This is a genomic window from Neorhizobium sp. DAR64862/K0K3, assembly GCF_050500185.1.
GTDB lineage: Bacteria > Pseudomonadota > Alphaproteobacteria > Rhizobiales > Rhizobiaceae > Neorhizobium > Neorhizobium soli.
Genome location: NZ_CP191449.1, coordinates 678,215 through 696,715, shown reverse-complemented (window position 1 = coordinate 696,715; position 18,501 = coordinate 678,215). Strand labels below are relative to the sequence as shown.

At 61.6% G+C, this 18,501-nt stretch carries 20 protein-coding genes; 8 read left to right on the top strand and 12 right to left on the bottom strand.

The features are described 5' to 3' along the window. The first annotated feature begins 35 nt into the window (after nucleotides 1–35). Nucleotides 36–1,286, top strand: coding sequence for a hypothetical protein (locus ACQY1L_RS03510; RefSeq protein ID WP_430242776.1), 1,251 nt, complete (start codon nucleotides 36–38; stop codon nucleotides 1,284–1,286). A 16-nt stretch (nucleotides 1,287–1,302) separates the two neighbouring features. Here the strand turns inward: ACQY1L_RS03510 and ACQY1L_RS03505 are convergent, their stop codons facing one another. Both ACQY1L_RS03505 and ACQY1L_RS03500 read right to left on the bottom strand, forming a co-directional pair. Further along, on the bottom strand, nucleotides 1,303–2,124 hold the full coding sequence (locus ACQY1L_RS03505; RefSeq protein WP_430243805.1) for a TrmH family RNA methyltransferase: 822 nt from the start codon (nucleotides 2,122–2,124) through the stop codon (nucleotides 1,303–1,305). Beyond that, complete coding sequence (locus ACQY1L_RS03500; protein WP_092660094.1) at nucleotides 2,124–2,513, bottom strand: hypothetical protein; 390 nt, start codon at nucleotides 2,511–2,513, stop codon at nucleotides 2,124–2,126. Before ACQY1L_RS03500 ends, ACQY1L_RS03505 begins: the two co-directional genes overlap by 1 nt. Nucleotides 2,514–2,558: 45 nt before the next feature. On the opposite strand from ACQY1L_RS03500, the gene ACQY1L_RS03495 reads away from it, so the two are divergent. Both ACQY1L_RS03495 and rpoH read left to right on the top strand, forming a co-directional pair. Continuing rightward, nucleotides 2,559–3,584, top strand: a complete 1,026-nt coding sequence (locus ACQY1L_RS03495) for an RluA family pseudouridine synthase (protein WP_430242773.1) — start codon at nucleotides 2,559–2,561, stop codon at nucleotides 3,582–3,584. Nucleotides 3,585–3,789: 205 nt separating this feature from the next. After that, complete coding sequence (gene rpoH / locus ACQY1L_RS03490) at nucleotides 3,790–4,692, top strand: RNA polymerase sigma factor RpoH (RefSeq protein WP_062455169.1); 903 nt, start codon at nucleotides 3,790–3,792, stop codon at nucleotides 4,690–4,692. Between the two features lie 150 nt (nucleotides 4,693–4,842). On the opposite strand, the gene ACQY1L_RS03485 is transcribed toward rpoH, so the two are convergent. Together ACQY1L_RS03485 and ACQY1L_RS03480 are read right to left on the bottom strand one after the other, a co-directional pair. Beyond that, nucleotides 4,843–7,296, bottom strand: coding sequence for a hypothetical protein (locus ACQY1L_RS03485; protein ID WP_430242770.1), 2,454 nt, complete (start codon nucleotides 7,294–7,296; stop codon nucleotides 4,843–4,845). A gap of 58 nt (nucleotides 7,297–7,354) precedes the next feature. Further along, entirely contained in the window at nucleotides 7,355–8,650 is a 1,296-nt protein-coding gene (locus ACQY1L_RS03480) for an adenylosuccinate synthase (protein WP_062455165.1), read from the bottom strand. 337 nt (nucleotides 8,651–8,987) lie between these two features. Here ACQY1L_RS03480 and ACQY1L_RS03475 point away from each other — a divergent pair, with 337 nt between their 5' ends. After that, nucleotides 8,988–9,875 (top strand): DMT family transporter, encoded by an 888-nt coding sequence (locus ACQY1L_RS03475; protein WP_113109872.1) that lies wholly within the window; start codon nucleotides 8,988–8,990, stop codon nucleotides 9,873–9,875. Nucleotides 9,876–9,957: 82 nt separating this feature from the next. Here ACQY1L_RS03475 and ACQY1L_RS03470 read toward each other — a convergent pair whose 3' ends face one another. Next, the gene (locus ACQY1L_RS03470) at nucleotides 9,958–10,512 is read right to left on the bottom strand and encodes a transglutaminase-like cysteine peptidase (protein ID WP_430242766.1); all 555 of its coding nucleotides are present in this window, start codon (nucleotides 10,510–10,512) and stop codon (nucleotides 9,958–9,960) included. Between the two features lie 224 nt (nucleotides 10,513–10,736). Here ACQY1L_RS03470 and ACQY1L_RS03465 point away from each other — a divergent pair, with 224 nt between their 5' ends. From ACQY1L_RS03465 to ACQY1L_RS03455, 3 genes are all read left to right on the top strand, one after another. Then, nucleotides 10,737–11,084 carry a hypothetical protein gene (locus ACQY1L_RS03465; protein WP_092660075.1) on the top strand — a complete coding sequence of 116 codons (348 nt, stop codon included), beginning with the start codon at nucleotides 10,737–10,739 and terminating at the stop codon, nucleotides 11,082–11,084. 202 nt (nucleotides 11,085–11,286) lie between these two features. After that, a complete protein-coding gene (locus tag ACQY1L_RS03460) occupies nucleotides 11,287–11,448 on the top strand; it encodes a hypothetical protein (RefSeq protein ID WP_162734750.1) in 162 nt (53 codons plus the stop codon). A gap of 177 nt (nucleotides 11,449–11,625) precedes the next feature. Then, a complete protein-coding gene (locus ACQY1L_RS03455; RefSeq protein ID WP_062455153.1) occupies nucleotides 11,626–12,201 on the top strand; it encodes a hypothetical protein in 576 nt (191 codons plus the stop codon). Between the two features lie 35 nt (nucleotides 12,202–12,236). Here the strand turns inward: ACQY1L_RS03455 and ACQY1L_RS03450 are convergent, their stop codons facing one another. Together ACQY1L_RS03450 and ACQY1L_RS03445 are read right to left on the bottom strand one after the other, a co-directional pair. Continuing rightward, a complete protein-coding gene (locus tag ACQY1L_RS03450) occupies nucleotides 12,237–12,653 on the bottom strand; it encodes a L,D-transpeptidase (RefSeq protein ID WP_371816180.1) in 417 nt (138 codons plus the stop codon). Between the two features lie 209 nt (nucleotides 12,654–12,862). Continuing rightward, nucleotides 12,863–13,252 carry a RidA family protein gene (locus ACQY1L_RS03445; protein ID WP_062582616.1) on the bottom strand — a complete coding sequence of 130 codons (390 nt, stop codon included), beginning with the start codon at nucleotides 13,250–13,252 and terminating at the stop codon, nucleotides 12,863–12,865. 180 nt (nucleotides 13,253–13,432) lie between these two features. Here ACQY1L_RS03445 and ACQY1L_RS03440 point away from each other — a divergent pair, with 180 nt between their 5' ends. Then, entirely contained in the window at nucleotides 13,433–14,473 is a 1,041-nt protein-coding gene (locus tag ACQY1L_RS03440; RefSeq protein ID WP_113109870.1) for a phytanoyl-CoA dioxygenase family protein, read from the top strand. 43 nt (nucleotides 14,474–14,516) lie between these two features. Here the strand turns inward: ACQY1L_RS03440 and ACQY1L_RS03435 are convergent, their stop codons facing one another. The 5 genes from ACQY1L_RS03435 to galE form a co-directional block, all read right to left on the bottom strand. After that, complete coding sequence (locus tag ACQY1L_RS03435; RefSeq protein WP_430242761.1) at nucleotides 14,517–15,140, bottom strand: alpha/beta hydrolase; 624 nt, start codon at nucleotides 15,138–15,140, stop codon at nucleotides 14,517–14,519. 11 nt (nucleotides 15,141–15,151) lie between these two features. After that, nucleotides 15,152–16,081, bottom strand: a complete 930-nt coding sequence (locus ACQY1L_RS03430) for a VOC family protein (RefSeq protein WP_192086141.1) — start codon at nucleotides 16,079–16,081, stop codon at nucleotides 15,152–15,154. 143 nt (nucleotides 16,082–16,224) lie between these two features. After that, nucleotides 16,225–16,917, bottom strand: a complete 693-nt coding sequence (gene ung / locus ACQY1L_RS03425) for a uracil-DNA glycosylase (RefSeq protein WP_062455148.1) — start codon at nucleotides 16,915–16,917, stop codon at nucleotides 16,225–16,227. A gap of 11 nt (nucleotides 16,918–16,928) precedes the next feature. Continuing rightward, nucleotides 16,929–17,324, bottom strand: coding sequence for a VOC family protein (locus ACQY1L_RS03420; RefSeq protein ID WP_113164972.1), 396 nt, complete (start codon nucleotides 17,322–17,324; stop codon nucleotides 16,929–16,931). Nucleotides 17,325–17,335: 11 nt separating this feature from the next. Next, complete coding sequence (gene galE, locus ACQY1L_RS03415) at nucleotides 17,336–18,325, bottom strand: UDP-glucose 4-epimerase GalE (protein WP_062583162.1); 990 nt, start codon at nucleotides 18,323–18,325, stop codon at nucleotides 17,336–17,338. Nucleotides 18,326–18,501: the final 176 nt, after the last annotated feature.

The window sequence follows — 18,501 nt, the reverse complement described above, 5'->3', positions numbered from 1 at the left end:
AGCCTGTCCGCTCCAGACACAAAGAACGGCTTTCCGTGATCCAATACGCACTCCTGTTTGGCCTGGGTTTCCTCAGCGCGGCGCTGCTTGCCATCCTGATTTCGCCGGCGATCCACAGGCGGATCGTGCGCTACACGGAAAACCGCATCCGCGCGACACTGCCGATCAGCCCTGAGGAAGTGCGTGCCCAGCGTGATATGGCACGTGCCGTCTATGCGGCGGAAAACGCCCGGACCTTTCAGGAACTGATCCAGGCGCGCGAGAAAAACACCCGCCTGATGCTTGATATCGAGGCCCTGAACGCGACCATCCGCACGCTTGAAGACGACCGGCAGGACCTGAAGATGCAGGCCGACACGCTGGATGTCGAGGCTGCCGCCACCCGCTCGCGTCTTCGCCAGGAAGACAGCTATATCCAGGAGCTGAAGGTGGCGCTGGAACAGTCCCACGACGACCTCAGGATGCGCGATGTCGAGATCGGCGAACGCCAGCAGCACGTTGCCCGGCTGATTGCCGATACGGACAATTTCCGCATCGACCTCTCGTCTCATGCGGCAGAGATGGAAGGGCTCAAGGCCCGGATCGGCAATCTTCGCGACGAACGCGAGACGCTGCGCACGGAAATTCGCGACATGACCACCCGCGCCAAGGAAGCCGAGAGCAAGGTCAAGCTGGAAGAGCAACGCCGGATAGCGCTGCAGGAAAGGCTGGACCGGGAGATCGCCGAGGGTGCCGACAGGGCAGAGGCGCTGGACCGCCGTCAGCAGGAAATCGAACGGCTGCGCGAAAAACTGAAAACTGCCAATGCGGAAGGTCGTGACGCGAGCCGCGCCCTGCGCAAAACCGGGGCGCCAGCCGGATCAAAAGCGAAGTCGAATTCAGGCAAGATCAACACGCCCGGTCCCGAAGACATCCAGGCGGCGCATCTCCTCGAGGAGGGTGTGTTAGCCGTCGCCCGCCCGACGGGCATGGACCCAGAGCCCACCATGATGACAGCTGCGATGATGACGCCGGCCATGATCGATCTCGCAGAAGATGCCCGCAACCGGGCGACCGCAGTGTCGGAACGGCTTTTAAAGAGTCGCGATGGCGCTAACGATGCAGCACTTCGGCAGGAGCTTGCAACCATCGCTGCAAGTCTTGTGGCGCTCACGGCCGCGCGCGAAGGCAAAGCCTCGCCGATCAACACGATCCTGTCTGGAAAATCCGGCAACAGCGATCGCGAAAGCCTGGCTGCCAAGGCCAAGAAGGCCATGGCGAAACTGAACGAGCAGTCGTCGTCCTGAACGACACCTGAAATTCCTAGAGCCGGCCCTGCCGCATGGCGATCTCGTAGAGCGCGATACCTGTCGCGGTTGCGGCGTTGAGACTGTCCAGTCCCGGCATCTGGGCAATGCGCGCGGTCTTGACCGCAGACAGGATATGCGCTGGAAGCCCCTCGCCCTCGGTCCCGGTGATCAGCGCCATCTGCGGATGCGGCGACACTTCGCGAATTTCGACGTGTCCGGCAGGCGACAAGCCCCAGATCGCGAAGTCGCGCGACATCAGCGCGTCCAGAAGCTCCGTCATCGTCCCGGTGCGGGCATAGGGCACCGAGAGCACGGAGCCGACAGAAACCCGCAGCGACTTTCGATAGAGCGGATCGCAGCAGGCGGCGTCCAGCAGCACCGCATCGGCGCCGAAAGCGGCCGCATTGCGGAAGATCGAGCCGATATTGTCGTGGTTGGAAATGCCGAAGGCCGCAACGACCAATGCCTTTTCCGGCAGGTTCTGCAGGAGGTCCGCAATCGACGGCTCCTCAGCCCTGCGACCGATCGCCAGCACGCCGCGGTGGAGGTGGAAGCCGACAATCCGGTCGAGAACGGCAGAGGATGCGACATAGACCGGGACATCGTCAGGGAAACGGCCAAGGATGTCTTCCAGCCCGGACACCCGATTTTCCAGAAGCAGAAGCTTCTCCGCGACGAAGCCGGACTTGGCCCGGTGTGCCTGCGCCAGCATGCGCAGCACGACAGTGCCCTCGGCGATAAACCGCCCGCCCCTGCCCGTCAGGTCGCGATCGCGGACCGCCTGAAATTCGGCGATCCGCGGGTCGTCCGCATCCTCGATGCGGATAGGCTCCATCACGGACCGGTGGCGATCGTCACATCGGCGACGATGCGGCCGAGCACGATATCGAACACGAACACCTTGCGGGCGCCGTTCAGCTGGCCGAGGAAGACGAGCTGGCTGCCGGACATCGACACATTGTCGATTTGGAAACCGGTCGGCAGTGCGGCGGTGGCCTTCAGCGGCTGGTCGGACGGGACGGTGAAACTTCCGGACGTCGCGACCGTTGCGGGGCCGTCTGCGGGACGCTGGGAGATCTTGTAGACAATCGCGGCGAGGACCGCCATAAAGCAGACAAACAGGATCCCGCCCGAAACGAGCTGCAGAAGCACCATCTTCCGGCGGATTCTCTCCATTGCCGGATCAAGCGGCTCTTCCTTTTCCTCGACTTCTGGTTGGGGCATGAATTGTCCTTATGCGTGCAAGATTGCGAATTGACGGAAACCGGAATGAACGACCCCTTTAAACAAGCCGAAGCCCCGAGGAAAGTCCTGACTGCCGATGAGGCAGCAGAAGGGCGGCTGGATGCGTGGCTGACGCAGGTTCTGGACGGCGAATTCTCCAGAAACCGCATCAAGGCTCTGATCGAACAGGGCGTCGTCACTCTGAACGGCAAGGCCTGCACGGAGCCAAAGAAAAAGGTGTCCCCAGGCGATCAAATCGAGATCACATTGCCGGAACCGGAGGATCCCGAACCCAAGGGCGAGGATATTCCGCTTGATGTTCTCTATGAGGACGAGGACCTGATCGTCATCGCCAAACCGCCGGGTCTCGTCGTGCATCCGGGCGCCGGCAACTGGACGGGGACCCTCGTCAACGCTCTGATCCACCATTGCGGCGACACTCTTTCCGGCATCGGCGGCGTCAAGCGGCCAGGTATCGTCCACAGGCTCGACAAGGATACGTCGGGCGTGATGGTTGCCGCCAAGAACGATCTGGCGCATCGCCACCTCGCCGACCAGTTTGCCGACCATGGCCGTTCCGGTCCGCTGGAACGCGCCTATATGGCCGTCGTCTGGGGCCGCCCGAAAGGTTTGAAGGGCACGATCGACGCACCGCTCGGCCGCGCCGGTGGCGACCGCACCAAGCGCGCCGTCACCCGCGAGAATGCCGTGGACGCGCGCGAGGCGGTGACCCATTACGAGGTGATCGAGCGTTTCCACGAGACGCCCGAGGCAACCTCGCTGGCGGCCCTGATCGAATGCCGTCTGGAAACCGGCCGCACGCACCAGATCCGAGTCCACATGGCTCATATCGGCCATCCGCTGATCGGCGACCTCGATTACGCCGGTGGCTTCAAGACCAAGGTCAACAAGATCCCCGAGCCCGCCCGCACCGTCGTCAGCGCCTTCCCGCGCCAAGCGCTGCACGCCTATCTGCTTGTGTTCGAACATCCCCGCACCGGCGAGGTGATGGAATTCGAGGCTCCGATCCCCGACGACCTGGAAGAGTTGATCGAAGCCCTGCGGCAATGACGGCCTGACCGTCGCCGGAAGTCCAGCCGATCATTACGCAATTGTAATGTCATAACGTTGGTGTGAACGCTTGAATCGCTCTTCCGCCACACTTATCTGACACTTGCATTGGTGCGGGGTCGGGAACGATCCGCGCCATAATCGGTTCGCCGTAAGGGCAGATGAAATCTGCCGGGAACCGACAACGATCGGAAAGGGGTGCTTCATGGCCCGTAACAATCTGCCTTCGATTACCGCCGGCGAAGCCGGTCTCAATCGCTATCTCGACGAAATCCGCAAGTTCCCGATGCTGGAGCCACAGCAGGAATACATGCTCGCGAAGCGTTACGCCGAGCATGGTGATCGCGCGGCCGCCCACAAGATGGTGACGAGCCACCTGCGTCTCGTCGCAAAGATCGCCATGGGCTATCGCGGCTACGGCCTGCCGATCGGCGAAGTCGTGTCGGAAGGCAATGTCGGTCTGATGCAGGCCGTCAAGAAATTCGACCCGGAACGCGGCTTCCGTCTGGCGACCTATGCAATGTGGTGGATCAAGGCCTCGATCCAGGAATACATCCTGCGCTCCTGGTCGTTGGTCAAGATGGGCACGACCGCCAACCAGAAGCGGCTGTTCTTCAACCTGCGCCGCCTCAAGGGCAAGATCCAGGCGATCGAGGAAGGCGATCTGAAGCCGCACCAGGTGACCGAGATCGCCACCAAGCTGAACGTATCCGAGGAAGAAGTGATCTCGATGAACCGCCGCCTCTCCGGCGACGCTTCCCTCAACGCCCCGATCCGGGCTGCTGAAGGCGAAGCCGGCCAGTGGCAGGATTGGCTGGTTGACGATCACGAGAGCCAGGAAGCGGTTCTGATCCAGCAGGACGAACTCGACACGCGCCGCCGCATGCTCGGCAAGGCACTTGCCGTGCTGAACGAACGCGAACGCCGCATCTTCGAAGCCCGCCGTCTGTCGGAAGACCCGGTGACGCTCGAAGAACTGTCGACCGAGTTCGACATCAGCCGCGAACGCGTCCGCCAGATCGAGGTCCGCGCCTTCGAAAAGGTGCAGGATGCGGTGCGCAAGGAAGCCCTCGCCCAGGCCCAGGCATTGCGCGTCGTCGACGCGTAACGAGAGACACCAGCACTCGCAGACCGAAGGCCGCATCTTGCGGCCTTTTTCTTTGACCGGAGCCATGGGAGTTCGCAACGGGAGGCTGGAAATGGAAAAGGGCCGCTTTCGCGACCCTTCTCGTATGACCTATGTCCTGCGACCGGTCGATTACTGGCCCGTCTGGCCGCCGCCGGCCTGGCCCCATTCGCGGATGGCCTCGTTGAACGCCTTCTCGCCCTCAGGCCCCTTCTGGAGCGTGAACAGCGCGCGGCGTCCGTTGCGATAGGCGACCGGGATGTCGATCCAGTTGCGGGTGCGCAGCAGCTCCATATTGGTGTTGCGAGCATCCGGGAAGTCGTTGAGCGCGATCATGTGGAAGTCGTCGGTGATCTTGGCCGGAACCGCGATCAGGGCGTTGCCGCGATCCTGCTCGGATGTCTTCATCGCAATGCGCTGGACGCTGTCGATGGCACCGCCCTCGAAGTCCGGCGGGACGGCAAAGACGATCTCGATCAGATGGCTCGCGGGCAGCGACGGATCCGAGTTGCGCTTGAACGTCACAAGCGCGGTCAGACCACGACCGGGTATGGTGATGCGGGCCTGGACTTCAGCCTGAGGCGGACCGCCGTTGGAACCCGGTTCGCGCTGCAGAGACCAGGAAACGCTTCCGTCGATCGCGGTCGGCGCGGTCTGGCCAAGACGCTCTTCATAGAGGAACATCTTTTCGCCGGAGACCGCAGGGGTCGCTGCCGGGTTGGCGTCGGGGGCAGGCGCTGCAGGTGCGCCGGGCGCGGTTGCAGCCGTCGCGGCAGCACCAGGCGCCGCAGGCGGCGTGGTCGGCGGGGCGTTGAGCTGCGCCACCGACTGCCCTTCGGCGTTCTGGGCAAGGCTTCCGGCCGAACCCGGACCTTCATCCACCTCTGTGCCATCCGGCATCAGACGCTGGGTGAATTTCGGGCTGGCGGTCGAACCGTCCGCGGCTGGCGGCGGGCTCGTCTGACCGGCGGGCTGGCCATCTGCCTGCTGCGTCGAAGGCGTCGGGTTGGCCGGCGCTGTTGCCGGAGCCGTAGTTGCGTTCCCGGAGGCCGGTTGCGAGGTCGTGGGCGTTTCAGCGGTCGAGACCGCCGTGTCCGTCGAGGAAGATGGCATGAAGCCTTCGACCATCTCGCTCAGCGCGTCGCGGTTCATCCAGGCGGCATAACCAGCGCCACCCAGCAGCAGAAGGCCGACCAGTCCGAGTGCGAGGCCACCGTAATTGCGCTTGCGCGTCGTCGTCACCCGGTATGGCTTAGCCGGGGTCGGCATCAGGTCTTCGAGATTGTCATCCGACTGGGCCTGTCTCGGGTTCGAGGCGGCAGCGCCGGCGCCGGCAATTGCCGCGCCCTTGCTGTACCCGATCAGGTCATCCAGATCGCTCCAGGGATCCTTCTCGTGATCCTTGCCGGCAGGCTTTTGTGCCTGCTCATCCGCTTTTGCGTCAAGCTGGTAGCCTGCGAAAAAATCGTCGCTGTCGTCTTTGCGCCCGGTCTCCGTCCCGGACTGGCCGAAACTTGGGAGCTCAGCGACCGATGGCATGCGAACTGCATCGGCAGAAACATGGGTTTCCTGGTCGAAATGCGCGTCGACGCGATCACCACTGTGAAGATCGGCCTGCGGCTGGTGCTGATGGACCGGCTCGACGGGACCGGCCGGCACCAGTTCCGGAACGTCGTCCCAGGCGGCTGCGGCGGTGTTTTCGGAATGCGCCGGCTCATGCCAGGTGGGCTCTTCGAAAAGCGGCGCATGTTCCGTGCGCGCTGGCTCCGCACTGGTCTGCGGTGGCCACTGGACGTGGGCGACGTCATCGTCCTGACGGGCAGCCGAGTAGGGAAGATCATCATCCCGCTCGTTTGCAACAGGCTCGTCGACAGTCCCGGGATACTGCTCGATCGGCGCGTCGACGGAATGTGCCCGGCCGTCATCGGCCACAGGTTCGTTGTGGACCTGCTCATCGCGTTCACTGACGGCAGCGACATCACCGACCGGCCATCCACCTTGATGAACAGTGTCCTGCTCCTCGGACGGCGCAGGCTCTTCGTAAAGCGGACGCTCTTCGTAGGCCGTGCGTGCCTCATACGTCTCCGGCTCTACAGCCGGTTCGTAATGGGCAACGTCAGGTTCGCGTTCTTCGGCTGCAACAGGAGCAACAGGCTCGTGCCGTTCCTCATAGCGCGGCGGCTCGTCATACGAATAGCCAGCCGGCTCGGTAGCGGCGAGCGATGCTGCCTGTTCGGGCTCTTCGCCCGGAGCGGGTGCCGGTTCCTGCTCGGGCTCCGGTGGAGCCGGCAACACCGTCTCTTCAGCGGGCGCAGGCTGGCCGGCAGCAAATTCGTCGTCGGCGAAACCAGCCTCGTTCTCGAACGGCGCCAGCGCCTCCGCGTGCTCGCTCTCGACTTCGACGATCGCCGTTTCGAGCTTGTCCATCTGCCGCCGAAGCATTTCTTCCGGCGGCCGCGGCTTCATGTTCTCGAGCTGCCGTTGAACGGCACCACGCGCTTTTTCATACACTTTCGCGCGGGCTTCAGGCGAGTTTGTCGCCAGACCATCAACAGCGCGGCGGATCACCGCTACAAAATCTGCCATCAGCACTTCTCATTGTCGCCGGGCTCAAGCCGGCTGAATGGATAATCAATAGTTGACATTAATCTTCAAACGGGTCCGTCACAAGTATGGTGTCGTCGCGTTCCGGACTTGTGGAAAGTAGCGCAACTGGCGCGCCAATCAATTCCTCAACCTGACGAACGTATTTGATCGCCTGTGCCGGCAGGTCCGCCCAGGACCTTGCACCAACGGTGGATTCCTTCCAGCCTTCCAGCGTCACGTAGATCGGCTCGACCCGAGCCTGCGCCGCCTGGCTTGCGGGAAGATGGTCGATCCGCTGTCCGTCGAGCATGTAGCCGACGCAGATCTTCAGTTCTTCCAGACCGTCGAGAACGTCGAGTTTCGTCAGCGCGATCCCGGTGATGCCGTTGGTCGCGACCGACTGGCGAACCAGCGCCGCGTCGAACCAGCCACAGCGACGCTTGCGACCCGTGACGGTGCCGAACTCATGGCCCTTTTCACCGAGGAACTGACCAATTTCGTCATGGAGTTCGGTCGGGAACGGGCCTTCACCAACGCGCGTCGTGTAGGCCTTCGTTATGCCGAGGATGTAGCCCAGCGAGCCCGGGCCCATGCCGGAACCGGCAGCAGCCTGGCCGGCAACCGTGTTCGACGACGTCACGAACGGATAGGTGCCGTGGTCGATGTCGAGCAGCGAGCCCTGCGCGCCTTCAAACAGGATGCGCGAGCCCTTGCGGCGCTCCTTGTCCAGCAGTTCCCAGACGGTTTCGCGGAACGGCAGAACCTGTTCGGCGACCGACGTCAGTTCCTGCATGATCGTCTCATGGCTGACTTCCGGCTCGCCCAGACCGCGGCGCAGCGCGTTGTGATGGGTGAGGATGCGATCGACCTTGGCCGACAGCGTATCGAGGTCGGCAAGATCCATGACGCGGATCGCACGACGGCCGACCTTGTCTTCATAGGCCGGGCCGATGCCGCGGCGGGTGGTACCGATCTTGGTGCCGGTGTTGGATGCCGCATCTTCGCGCAGGCCGTCCAGCTCGCGGTGCAGCGACAGGATCAGCGTCGCGTTGTCGGCGATGCGCAGCACGTCCGGGGTGACCTTGACGCCCTGTCCGTCGAGCTTTGCGATTTCAGCGACCAGCGCGTGCGGATCGACGACGACGCCGTTGCCGATAACCGAAAGCTTGCCGCGGACGATACCGGAGGGCAGCAGCGACAGCTTGTAGCTGACACCGTCGATGACGAGCGTATGGCCGGCATTGTGGCCGCCCTGGAACCGAACGACGATATCCGCCCGTTCAGAGAGCCAGTCGACGATCTTGCCCTTGCCCTCGTCACCCCACTGCGAACCAACCACGACTACATTCGTCATCTTTGCTTTCCTGCGTTTCGGGCCTGCCCTTCAAGCACGCCACAGCGCCGCGACAGCACCGCTGCTCTGAGACAGCGGCGTTGCGAGCGCCAGATAGAGTTCTCTCCCACAAGGGCGCTCGTCCGAAACCGCGCCGGACCCGCCCCTGCAAACGCGCGCATCTATAATGCCTTGGCCCGAGGAAAGCGACCTGTTTGTGAATGCTGGACGGTTTTTGCGTGACAATTTGCAAATTCCCACGCTATGGCCCACGCCAAGCGTTCCGGCCAAGGCCGGCGCCGACGAAAGACGATAGGGCAAGGACGGGCCGTCGATACGGCACGCGGAGGAGATTATCGTGTACCGCAGAGCCTATATCTTCCTGATCGTCGCGACGCTGTGCTGGGGCGGCAATGCGGTCGCGGGCAAGCTTGCCATCGGTCATATCAGCCCGATGCTCCTGACCTTCTGGCGATGGGCGTTTGCGACCGTCATCATTTTCGCGATCTCCATACCCGATCTTCGCCGCGATTGGCCGGTGATCCGGTCGAACCTGCCGCTTCTCGCCTTTCTCGGCCTCGTCGGCTACGTCGTCTTTAATGCGGCGCTCTACACCGCGGTCAATTACACCACGGCGATCAACGTCACCGTCGAGCAGACGCTTATTCCGGTGCTGATCTTCCTGTTCAATTTCGTGCTGTTCCGGATGAAAGTATCCTGGCTGCAGATCGTCGGCTTCGCGCTGACCCTGATGGGCGGGCTTTTGACGGCAGCCCATGGCGACCTGTCGACCATCGTCACGCTCAGCGTCAATTTCGGCGATGCGGTCATGATGATCGCGATCGTCGCCTATGCGGTCTATACGGTGGCGCTGCGTTTTCGTCCGGCCATCAGCTGGCGCAGCCTGATGGCAATCCCGGCGCTGTTCGCCCTGCTCGGCAGCATTCCCGCCGCCGCCTGGGAATATTCGGCTGACCGAATGATCTGGCCGGACGCCAACGGCTGGATCATCGCAGTCTACACCGCCGTTTTCGCATCGCTGATCGCGCAGGTGCTCTATATCCGCGGCGTCGAGGAGATCGGTGCCAACCGGGCCGGCCTGTTCATCAATCTGGTGCCGGTTTTTGGCACCCTGCTTTCGGTGATCGTGCTTGGCGAAAACCTGCAGGCATTCCACATCGTGGCGCTGGTTCTGGCGCTTGGCGGCATTGCCATCGCAGAATGGGGAAAGCCCGCACAGCGATAGACGCGGGCGGGCTACAAGCTGGAAAAAAGTGCCGGCAGCGTCAGGGCACGTCGACGCCACCGGCCAGCAGGGTCAGTGAGCTTTAGATATCGTAATGGTCGGCAGTTGCAGCTGGCGCAGGCAGAGCATCGCTAGCCTTCGTGGTCTCGGTCATCGTCTGGGCAGTCCTGTCGACCGTCAGGCCGCCATGCGAGAGCACGATGTCGCCGCGCGGCGTTGCAACAACCAGGACCCGTTCGATCCGGCCCTCGTCGTTGAGAGCGTAGCCGATCGTCAGGTTGCGGCTATCCCAGCCGATGGAAACGAGATGGTCGCGCTTGAGATCGGCGCAATCGAAGCAGAGATCCTGATCGGCAGCAAGGTCGCCGGCGAACGTGTCGAGATAGCCGTCGACGGCTGCAAGCGTGCCGTCGACCGCGTCGTTGACGCGCTTCAGTTTGTGGGCCTGGTCGATGGTAAATTCGGAAATCGTGTTGGAGCCTTCAGCGCCATGGGTACGGTTCTGGGCGACCTGCATGTGGAGAGCGGAAACGCCTGAGAGCGAGCGGGCAAACGAGCCCGGACCTGCAGCATTGGCTTCCTTGCCTGCAACCAGCGCGGTCAGTACGATCGCGGAAATGATGAGCTTCTTGATCATGGCCCGTACCCTGTTTGGCGGATGGCTATGTCGCCATCTCGTTTCGTTATGGGACGACCATACGCAGGCAGGTTTGCGGTGCGCTTAAACGAATAGATGCAATTTTATTGAAATCCATTTTTTTCCCGCGCTGGCACACAAAAGGAATTGGCGCGCAATAGCTGGAACCAACTGCACCTGGGGCGGTTTGGTAACTGTGAGGACAACAAGAAGGAAACATTCCCATGAGCATTAAACTAATCACCGTCGCAGCCCTTTCGCTCGGTCTCGCAACCTCGGCTTTTGCACAGACCAGCGGCTCCGGTTCGGGCGGCAATGACGGATCCGGAAGCACCGGCAAGTCGATGCCGATGTCCGGTGTCGAACAGACCGCGCCGACAACGTCGCTGCCGGGCGTGGATTCGTCCTCGACCAACAGCACATCCGGCACAACGCCATCGACCAACTGCCAGGCAGGCACGATGAAGGATCCGGGCGTGGCTTCCGGCAACAACTCCAATCCGGGCGCCAGCACCAACACTGGTACCGCCGGTGGAGCCATGATGACCATGGAAACCAATCCAACTTGCTGATCGCCCTCTGGCGTATCGCAGACATGATCAAGGCCGCTCCATTGAGCGGCCTTTTTCTGTCGTTATCGGGGCTTCTGCGAACGCCCCTGTTACTGCGCTATAAAACTTCTCTGCGCAGTTCGTGTATGTGAAAACATACTCATGAATTGGAGAGATCTTCGTGCTATGTGTGCGGGCCGAGGCAACCGATCGGGCAACCTGGATGAAGCCGATGATCAACCGCATTCTATGGGCGCTGGCCGCCCTCGCCTACGGTGTCGCCACCGTGGTCGCGTTTATCGTGCTTTTGCCCGCAGCGCTGATCCAGTCAGCCTTCTCGAAAAAAGCGACGGTCGAGGACCGCGAGCGATACCTCGACGATTAGTCCGAGTCTCCGCAACCCCTTCAATGTCGACGATTGCAAACTATCGCGCCGAGGCGAGCACGTGGAGCGTTTTGGCTGCTATCCGGGCCGTTAAACTTTTCGTTAAGTTTTAGTGGCATTATTCCAATCTGAAACCTCAGAGATCGAGCCTTAAGTCCAAGCCTGAAAGAACGCGCGATGCGTAATGCGTTTTACATCGCCCTTCTGATGATGTCCCTCACGGCTTGCGCCTCCGCGCCGAGCCGGATCGGAGATGCCTGCGCGATTTTCGAGCAGAGAGACGGGCTTTTCAACAACTGGGCCCGCCAGGCGCGCGCAGCAAGCCGCGAATACGGCGTGCCGGTCCCGATCCTGATGGCGACGATCTACGTCGAGTCGAGTTTCCGCGCCCGCGCCCGCCCGCCGCGCAAATATGTGCTCGGCATCATTCCCTGGGGCCGTATCTCTTCGGCCTATGGCTACGCACAGGCGCTGGACGGAACCTGGGACGGTTACCGCAAATCGACGGGTCGCTGGGCCGCCAGCCGCAGTGACTTCGGCGATGCCATCCGCTTTGTCGGCTGGTATCACCACCAGAGCCATATCCGGAACAACATCCCCCTCAGCGATACCTACAACCTCTACCTCGCCTACTATACCGGCCACGGCGGCTATGAGCGCGGCCAGTTCGGCGGCGGGGTTCGCCAGACCGCAAAGAAATCTGCCGCCATGGCAGCCAGATACGAGGCGCAACTGCGCCGTTGCGGATACTGAACCTTGGTTCCCGTGCAGGCTAAGCTGCACACGGCCTAATAGCCGACAACGATGCGGGTGTTAGCGGTTCCATACCGGCTCGTCAGCGCGAAAAAGGTTGCGGCATTTTCCGGATGCAGCCTGATACAGCCATGGGAGGCTGGTCGACCGAGGCGCTTGGTATCGAACGTCGCATGCACGGCATAGCCGCCATTGTAGAACACGGCGAACGGCATCGGCGCGTTGTCGTACTTGCGCGACCTGTGGCTCCTCGACAGCCATTTTGCGCTCCAGCTGCCGAGCGGCGTGCTGTAGCCTTTCCGAGCGGTCGATACCGGCCAGCGGTAGACATCAACACCGTCTTCGCTCACCGTCATCGTCTGGGACGACAGGCTGACGCTGGCGACCAGGCCGGCGGACAGTGCGGACGACGCAAAGACAAGCGCGCACGAAAACAGTGCAGCTCCAACCATGTAGTGGCGCATGAAAAGTCCCCCGGAAAGCCCCTTACCCTGAAAGGACATCATCACTTTGCGAGAAACGTTTCAATATAGTCTAGCGTCCCGTCGTTGATTATTTCGAATTTTGTTTAATCGGCACAGTAAATTTCGAAAACAAGGCATCAACTGACAAGATTATTACCATTTTATCCTGATAGTATCGTGGCAAAGCGAGATCCGCCCTAAAATACCTTTGCAGCCGTCACCTCGACCTCGACCAGAAATTCCGCGCGGGTGAATCCGCCGACGATGATCAGCGTCGAGACTGGCTTTGGGTCGAGCGTGAAACGATCGCGCACCGCCATGTAGGCCTGGAAGTCCTCGCGCCTCGTCACGAAGCCGGAAATGCGGATGACGTCGGCATAGGTCATCTTGGCCTCGTCAAGGATCGCGCCAATCGCCTTAAAGCAGAGTTCTGCCTGGGCGGTAACATCGGCCGGGATTGCATCGTCGAGGCCAATGCCGAGCTGGCCTGAGGTGACCAGCAGACTGGCTCCTGGCGGCACGAGCAGACCGTGATTGTAGGCGCCGAACGGCTGACGGACGGATGGCGGATTGAATGTCGTCTTCATCGAGGAATGCTACTCTCTTCAAAGCATGGCAATGGCGCACTAGACCTCTCAACGGCCGACGCTGCAAGCCAACCCTCCCCTGAAAACGAGCCTGGGACGGGGCAAAGAGCAGGCGACCTGATCCCTTGCGGCCTCAATGCCTGATGGTATGATCGCAGCGACGAAGATACGGGGTTGGGGATGGCGCAGCAAACAATTCAATGGTGGCGCTATCCGCGGCTGGCGCTTGGCATTCTTGGCAGCGACAAGTCGTTTCGCAAAAACCCGCTGATCGGCCATCCGCACCTGAACGAGCTTGGCCTGCATCGGGAGCGGGTGCGGATAGCCGCTCGGATGGCAGACTACCGTCGCCGCATCCTGGGGTCACAGGTCAGACCGGAGGAACGCAGCGCGTTTGATCGCGACGGGTTCGTGATCCGGCAAAACGCATTGCCGCAGGACGTCTTCCTGCGCATCCGCGATTTCCTCAAGAGCGAGCCTCTGCCGGCACGCGAGATGCGGCAGGGACAGGCGGTGACGCGGATGATTCCGATCGGCCCGACAGCGCTGAAGCGCCTGCCGGATCTGGCTCGCTTCAGCCACAATCAGTCGATCGCCGGCCTCCTGCGCTATGTCGGCGGTGCCGGCGGCGATCCGATCCACTTCATCCAGACGGTGATTGCCGAACCGGCGCTGGCCAAGGCCGATCCGCAGACCGCACTGCACGCGGACACGTTTCACTCGACCTCCAAGGCCTGGCTGTTTCTCGATGATGTGGAGGCGGACAACGGTCCCTTCGTATTCGTGCCGGGCAGCCACAAGCTGACGGAAAAGCGGATCGAATGGGAATATCGGCAAAGCCTGATCGCCAGTACGGACAACCGCGCCCATCACGCGGACGGATCATTCCGCATCACGCCGGAAGAGCTGACCACGCTTGGTGATTTCGAGCCGAAGAAGGTGACTGTGCCGGCCAATACGCTTGTCGTTGCCGATACCTATGCGTTCCATTCGCGCGCGGTCAGCTTCAAGCACACGATGCGGGTCGAACTGCATGCCTATCACCGCACCAATCCGTTCTCGCCGCTGCCCTTCTCACCGCTGAGCCTGGTTCCCGGCCTGCACGACCGCCGCCTCGATCTCTATCTCGGCCATTCCGACCGCAAGGCAAAGCGCGCAGGCAGAAAGCCGACATGGCAGGATGTCGGCGAGTGCACGGCCTATTCCGAGCCGCATATCTGACGGCTAAGCCAGGCCCGCGGATCTGCGGGCCCGGCGATCTCAATTATTCGCCGCGGGCACCATAGGGCGCCAGAAACGTCTTGATCGCTTCGATCTCGTTCGGGCGAATCTCGTGGCCGCTGGCATGCCATTCTAGCGTCACCTCGTCACCGGCCGCGCGGAGATAGTCGGCAAGTGCCTGCGTCTGCGGCACCGGGCAGATCGGGTCCCGCTCGCCGGCGGTGATCAGCAAATGCGCCTTCTCACCCGTCGTGCGCGCAGGCGGCGTGAACGGGATGAGCGGATGCATCAGCACGCCCGCCTCAAACAGGCCGGGCCTTTCGATCATCACATTGGCAAGAATGTTGGCGCCGTTCGAAAACCCGAGGCCAAGCACGGTCGAGGATTCGTAGCGGTCGCGATTGGCCTCCACGAACTCCGACATCCGCTTGGTTGCACGGGCGAGATCGTCGAGATCGTAGACCCCTTCCGCCTTGCGGCGGAAAAAGCGCGCAGCCCCATGCTCGGCGACGTCGCCGCGCGGAGAGACGATCGTCGCGCCCGGAACGAGCCGGCTCGCAAAATCGAAGAACTGGTTCTCGTCGCCGCCTGTGCCATGGAAGGTGAACAGGATCGGCGCTCCTGGAGCACCGGGCCGCGCCCGGTGCTCATAACTGTCGAAACTCATCGTATCTCTCCTTAGGCCAGCGGTTCCAGGTGCTCCTCCAGCGTCGAGCGCAGATGCTCGTGCTGGGTCGGCAGCTTCAGGGCCTCGCCCAGATGCGCGGTATCCTCGTCGCGATCGAAACCGGGTTCATTGGTCGCGATCTCGAACAGAACGCCGCCGGGGGTGCGGAAGTAGATGGCCCAGAAGTAATCGCGGTCGATCACCGGCGTGACCTGGTAACCCGTATCCATCAGCGCCTTGCGGACTTCGAGCTGCTTTTCACGGTTCTCAACCGCAAAGGCCAGGTGATGCACGGAGCCTGCCCCGAGACGGGCGCCCGCAATGTTCGGCATTGTCTCGACGTCGATGAAGTCGGCGCCGTTGCCGCCGGGCATGCCGAAGCGGGTGACACCGTCTCTCGCATCAACCTGTTCATAGCCCATGAACTTCAAGAGCTCGGCATTGGCACCGTCGTCGCGCAGTCGGAGCGATGCGGAATGAAAGCCGCGGATCGCCTCGTCTGCACCGACGCCATTGCCGGTCCACTGGGCACGGTCGTCATCCTTGACTTCGACCAGCGCAAACCCGTCGCCGTCTGGACCTGCAAACTGCAGGCGCTTTTCGCCAAAGGCTTCGTCGGCCTTCAAACCATCGGCACCGGCTTTCGTCAGACGATCCGTCCAGTAGCCAAGCGAGCCCTGCGGCACAGAGAATACGGTCGTGCCCACTTCGCCTGAGCCGGGGCGGCCCCTGGCGATATGCGGGAACGGGAAATAGGTCATGACCGAGCCGGGCGTGCCGATTTCGTCGCCGTAATAGAGATGGTAGACGTCAGGCGCATCGAAATTCACAGTCTTCTTGACCCGGCGAAGACCGAGCGTATCGGTGAAGAACTTGTTGTTTGTGGACGCGCTGGCCGCCATCGACGTGACGTGGTGGAGGCCCTTGATCTGGTTAATCATGACAAACCCCTTTTCAATTTGTCGGCTCGGGAGCGAGCCGTTGTCTGGGGTGATAATTGGTGATCGGATGCGAATTGGATAGAGGATCACATCCGAACGGATTGTTCATTTTTCGTTGACGAGGTGACCTAAGCGTTCACCGCTCAGACGGTTTCCGGCAGCTGCCAGTCGACAGGATCCTTGCCGATGGACTGCAGATACTCATTCGCCTTGGAAAACGGCTTCGAGCCGAGAAACCCGTTATGGGCCGACAGCGGCGACGGGTGGGCGGACTTGATGACGAGATGCCGTTCCTCGTCGACAAAGGCCGCCTTCTTCTGGGCATAGGCTCCCCAGAGAATGAAGACGACGCCGTCGCATTCCTCGTTGACGGTGCGGATGACCGCATCGGTAAAGCGCTCCCAGCCCTTGCCCTGATGCGCGGCGGCCTTGCCCTCTTCCACGGTCAGCACGCTGTTCAAAAGCAGCACGCCCTGTTCGGCCCAATGCTCGAGAAAACCGTGCTTTGCCGGCGCGATGCCGAGATCCGCTTCCATCTCCTTGTAGATGTTGACGAGCGACGGCGGGATACGAACACCGGGACGGACGGAGAAGCACAGGCCATGCGCCTGGCCTTCGCCGTGATAAGGGTCCTGTCCGAGGATCACCACCTTCACCTCGTCGAGCGGCGTCAGGTCAAGTGCGCGGAAATACTCCGAACCCTTTGGAAAGATGAGCTTTCCCGCCTTCTTCTCGGACACAAGGAAGCTCTTGAGATCGGCCATATACGGATCTTCGAACTCGGTTTCGAGCGCGAATTTCCAGGTTTCCTCGAGCTTGATATCGCCGTCCGCCATGCAGGTGTCCTTTAGGTGAAACGTCCGCCGCGCTGGATGACTTCGGTCCTGTAGCCATCCGGATCGGTGACGAAGAAGAATTTCGCAAACGGCCGGCCCTCATGCGGCATGTCCGCAAGCTTGCCCACCGTCAGGCCCAGTTCGGAGAAGCGCTTGTGTTCCGCCTCGACATCCTCGACCGTCACCGCCAGATGGCCGTAACCGTCTCCAAGGTTGTAGGGTTCAGAACGATTGCCGTTGACCGTCAGTTCCAGTTCGAAACCGGTTTCGAGATTGGAGAGGTAGATCAGCGTGAAACCGTCGAACGGCCTGCGATCGGCGACCTTCAGGCCGAACGCCTTGTCGTAGAACTCGACCGAGCGCGCTTCGTCCAGCACGCGGATCATCGAATGCACCATCTTTGCCATCGGAGCGCTCCTTAACGAAGGATGTGGTTCGACTTGGAATGCCAGTCCCAGGCTGAGCGGATGATGTCTTGCAGGGAATATTGGGGCTCCCAGCCGAGCACGGCCTTGGCCTTGTCGTTGTTGGCGACGAGCGAGGTGGAATCGCCCTCGCGGCGGCCGACATATTCGACTGGGAAGGGCTTGCCCGACACATCGGAGATGGCGTCCAGCAGTTCCTTGACAGTGGTGCCGGTGCCGGTGCCGAGATTGAGCTCAACCGTATCGCCGCCGGCGAGCAGGTAGTCGACCGCGCGTACATGCGCGTCGGCCAGATCGAGCACGTGGATATAGTCGCGCACGCAGGTGCCGTCACGCGTGTCGTAATCGTCGCCGAACACCTTGAAGCCCTGGCGACGGCCAAGCGCTGCCTCGATGGCAAGCGGGATCGCATGAGTTTCTGGCGTATGCCATTCGCCGATCCGGCCTTCGAAATCGGCACCGGCCGCGTTGAAATAGCGCAGCATGACCGATTTCAGGTCCTTGTAGGTGCCGTAGTCCTTCAGCGCCTGCTCGATGATGAATTTGGTGCGGCCGTAAGGGTTGATCGGCGCCTGCTTGTGCGTCTCGTCCATCGGCACACGGTCTGGAAGACCGTAAGTTGCGCAGGTCGAGGAGAACACGAAGGCCTTTACACCGGCATCGATCGCGGCCGATAGAAGCGTCAGCGCACCAATGACATTGTTGTCGTAGAAGCCGACCGGGTTCTTGACGGATTCGCCCACTTCGATCAGCGCGGCGAAATGCAGGATGGCGTCCGGCTTGTGCTTGGCGAGCACTTCGTCGAGCCGTGCACGGTCGCGGATATCGCCCTGTTCGAGCTCGCCCCAACGCACGAATTCCGCATGACCGTTGGAAAGATTGTCGAAAACGACGGGCTCGTAACCCCGGTCCGCCAGCACGAGGCACGTATGGGACCCGATATACCCTGCCCCACCAACGACAAGCACCTTTTTTTTAGACATCATCGCTCCTGCTTCTTCGAAATCGGCGGCACTATACCGACAGGGTTTCAAATGGGAAGGGTAGAGGCCATATCAGGGGTCCCGCTCCCCATGGCAGAACACCAGACAGCATCCCCGTGCAGTTGATTCTTTACATGAAGACGGGCGCCGCGAACTTGTCTATCCTTGTCAGCAGA

Excerpts from the sequence above, each read along its gene's own strand:
- ung (WP_062455148.1), bottom strand. The coding sequence starts at position 16,917 with ATGGCGGACGGCGATATCAAGCTCGAGGAAACCTGGAAATTCGCGCTC.
- ACQY1L_RS03420 (WP_113164972.1), bottom strand. The coding sequence starts at position 17,324 with ATGGCAAAGATGGTGCATTCGATGATCCGCGTGCTGGACGAAGCGCGC.
- ACQY1L_RS03485 (WP_430242770.1), bottom strand. The coding sequence starts at position 7,296 with ATGGCAGATTTTGTAGCGGTGATCCGCCGCGCTGTTGATGGTCTGGCG.
- ACQY1L_RS03440 (WP_113109870.1), top strand. The coding sequence starts at position 13,433 with ATGGCGCAGCAAACAATTCAATGGTGGCGCTATCCGCGGCTGGCGCTT.
- ACQY1L_RS03430 (WP_192086141.1), bottom strand. The coding sequence starts at position 16,081 with ATGATTAACCAGATCAAGGGCCTCCACCACGTCACGTCGATGGCGGCC.
- rpoH (WP_062455169.1), top strand. The coding sequence starts at position 3,790 with ATGGCCCGTAACAATCTGCCTTCGATTACCGCCGGCGAAGCCGGTCTC.
- ACQY1L_RS03465 (WP_092660075.1), top strand. The coding sequence starts at position 10,737 with ATGAGCATTAAACTAATCACCGTCGCAGCCCTTTCGCTCGGTCTCGCA.
- ACQY1L_RS03455 (WP_062455153.1), top strand. The coding sequence starts at position 11,626 with ATGCGTAATGCGTTTTACATCGCCCTTCTGATGATGTCCCTCACGGCT.
- ACQY1L_RS03435 (WP_430242761.1), bottom strand. The coding sequence starts at position 15,140 with ATGAGTTTCGACAGTTATGAGCACCGGGCGCGGCCCGGTGCTCCAGGA.
- ACQY1L_RS03445 (WP_062582616.1), bottom strand. The coding sequence starts at position 13,252 with ATGAAGACGACATTCAATCCGCCATCCGTCCGTCAGCCGTTCGGCGCC.
- ACQY1L_RS03480 (WP_062455165.1), bottom strand. The coding sequence starts at position 8,650 with ATGACGAATGTAGTCGTGGTTGGTTCGCAGTGGGGTGACGAGGGCAAG.
- ACQY1L_RS03460 (WP_162734750.1), top strand. The coding sequence starts at position 11,287 with ATGAAGCCGATGATCAACCGCATTCTATGGGCGCTGGCCGCCCTCGCC.
- ACQY1L_RS03470 (WP_430242766.1), bottom strand. The coding sequence starts at position 10,512 with ATGATCAAGAAGCTCATCATTTCCGCGATCGTACTGACCGCGCTGGTT.
- ACQY1L_RS03500 (WP_092660094.1), bottom strand. The coding sequence starts at position 2,513 with ATGCCCCAACCAGAAGTCGAGGAAAAGGAAGAGCCGCTTGATCCGGCA.
- ACQY1L_RS03450 (WP_371816180.1), bottom strand. The coding sequence starts at position 12,653 with ATGGTTGGAGCTGCACTGTTTTCGTGCGCGCTTGTCTTTGCGTCGTCC.
- ACQY1L_RS03495 (WP_430242773.1), top strand. The coding sequence starts at position 2,559 with ATGAACGACCCCTTTAAACAAGCCGAAGCCCCGAGGAAAGTCCTGACT.
- galE (WP_062583162.1), bottom strand. The coding sequence starts at position 18,325 with ATGTCTAAAAAAAAGGTGCTTGTCGTTGGTGGGGCAGGGTATATCGGG.
- ACQY1L_RS03505 (WP_430243805.1), bottom strand. The coding sequence starts at position 2,124 with ATGGAGCCTATCCGCATCGAGGATGCGGACGACCCGCGGATCGCCGAA.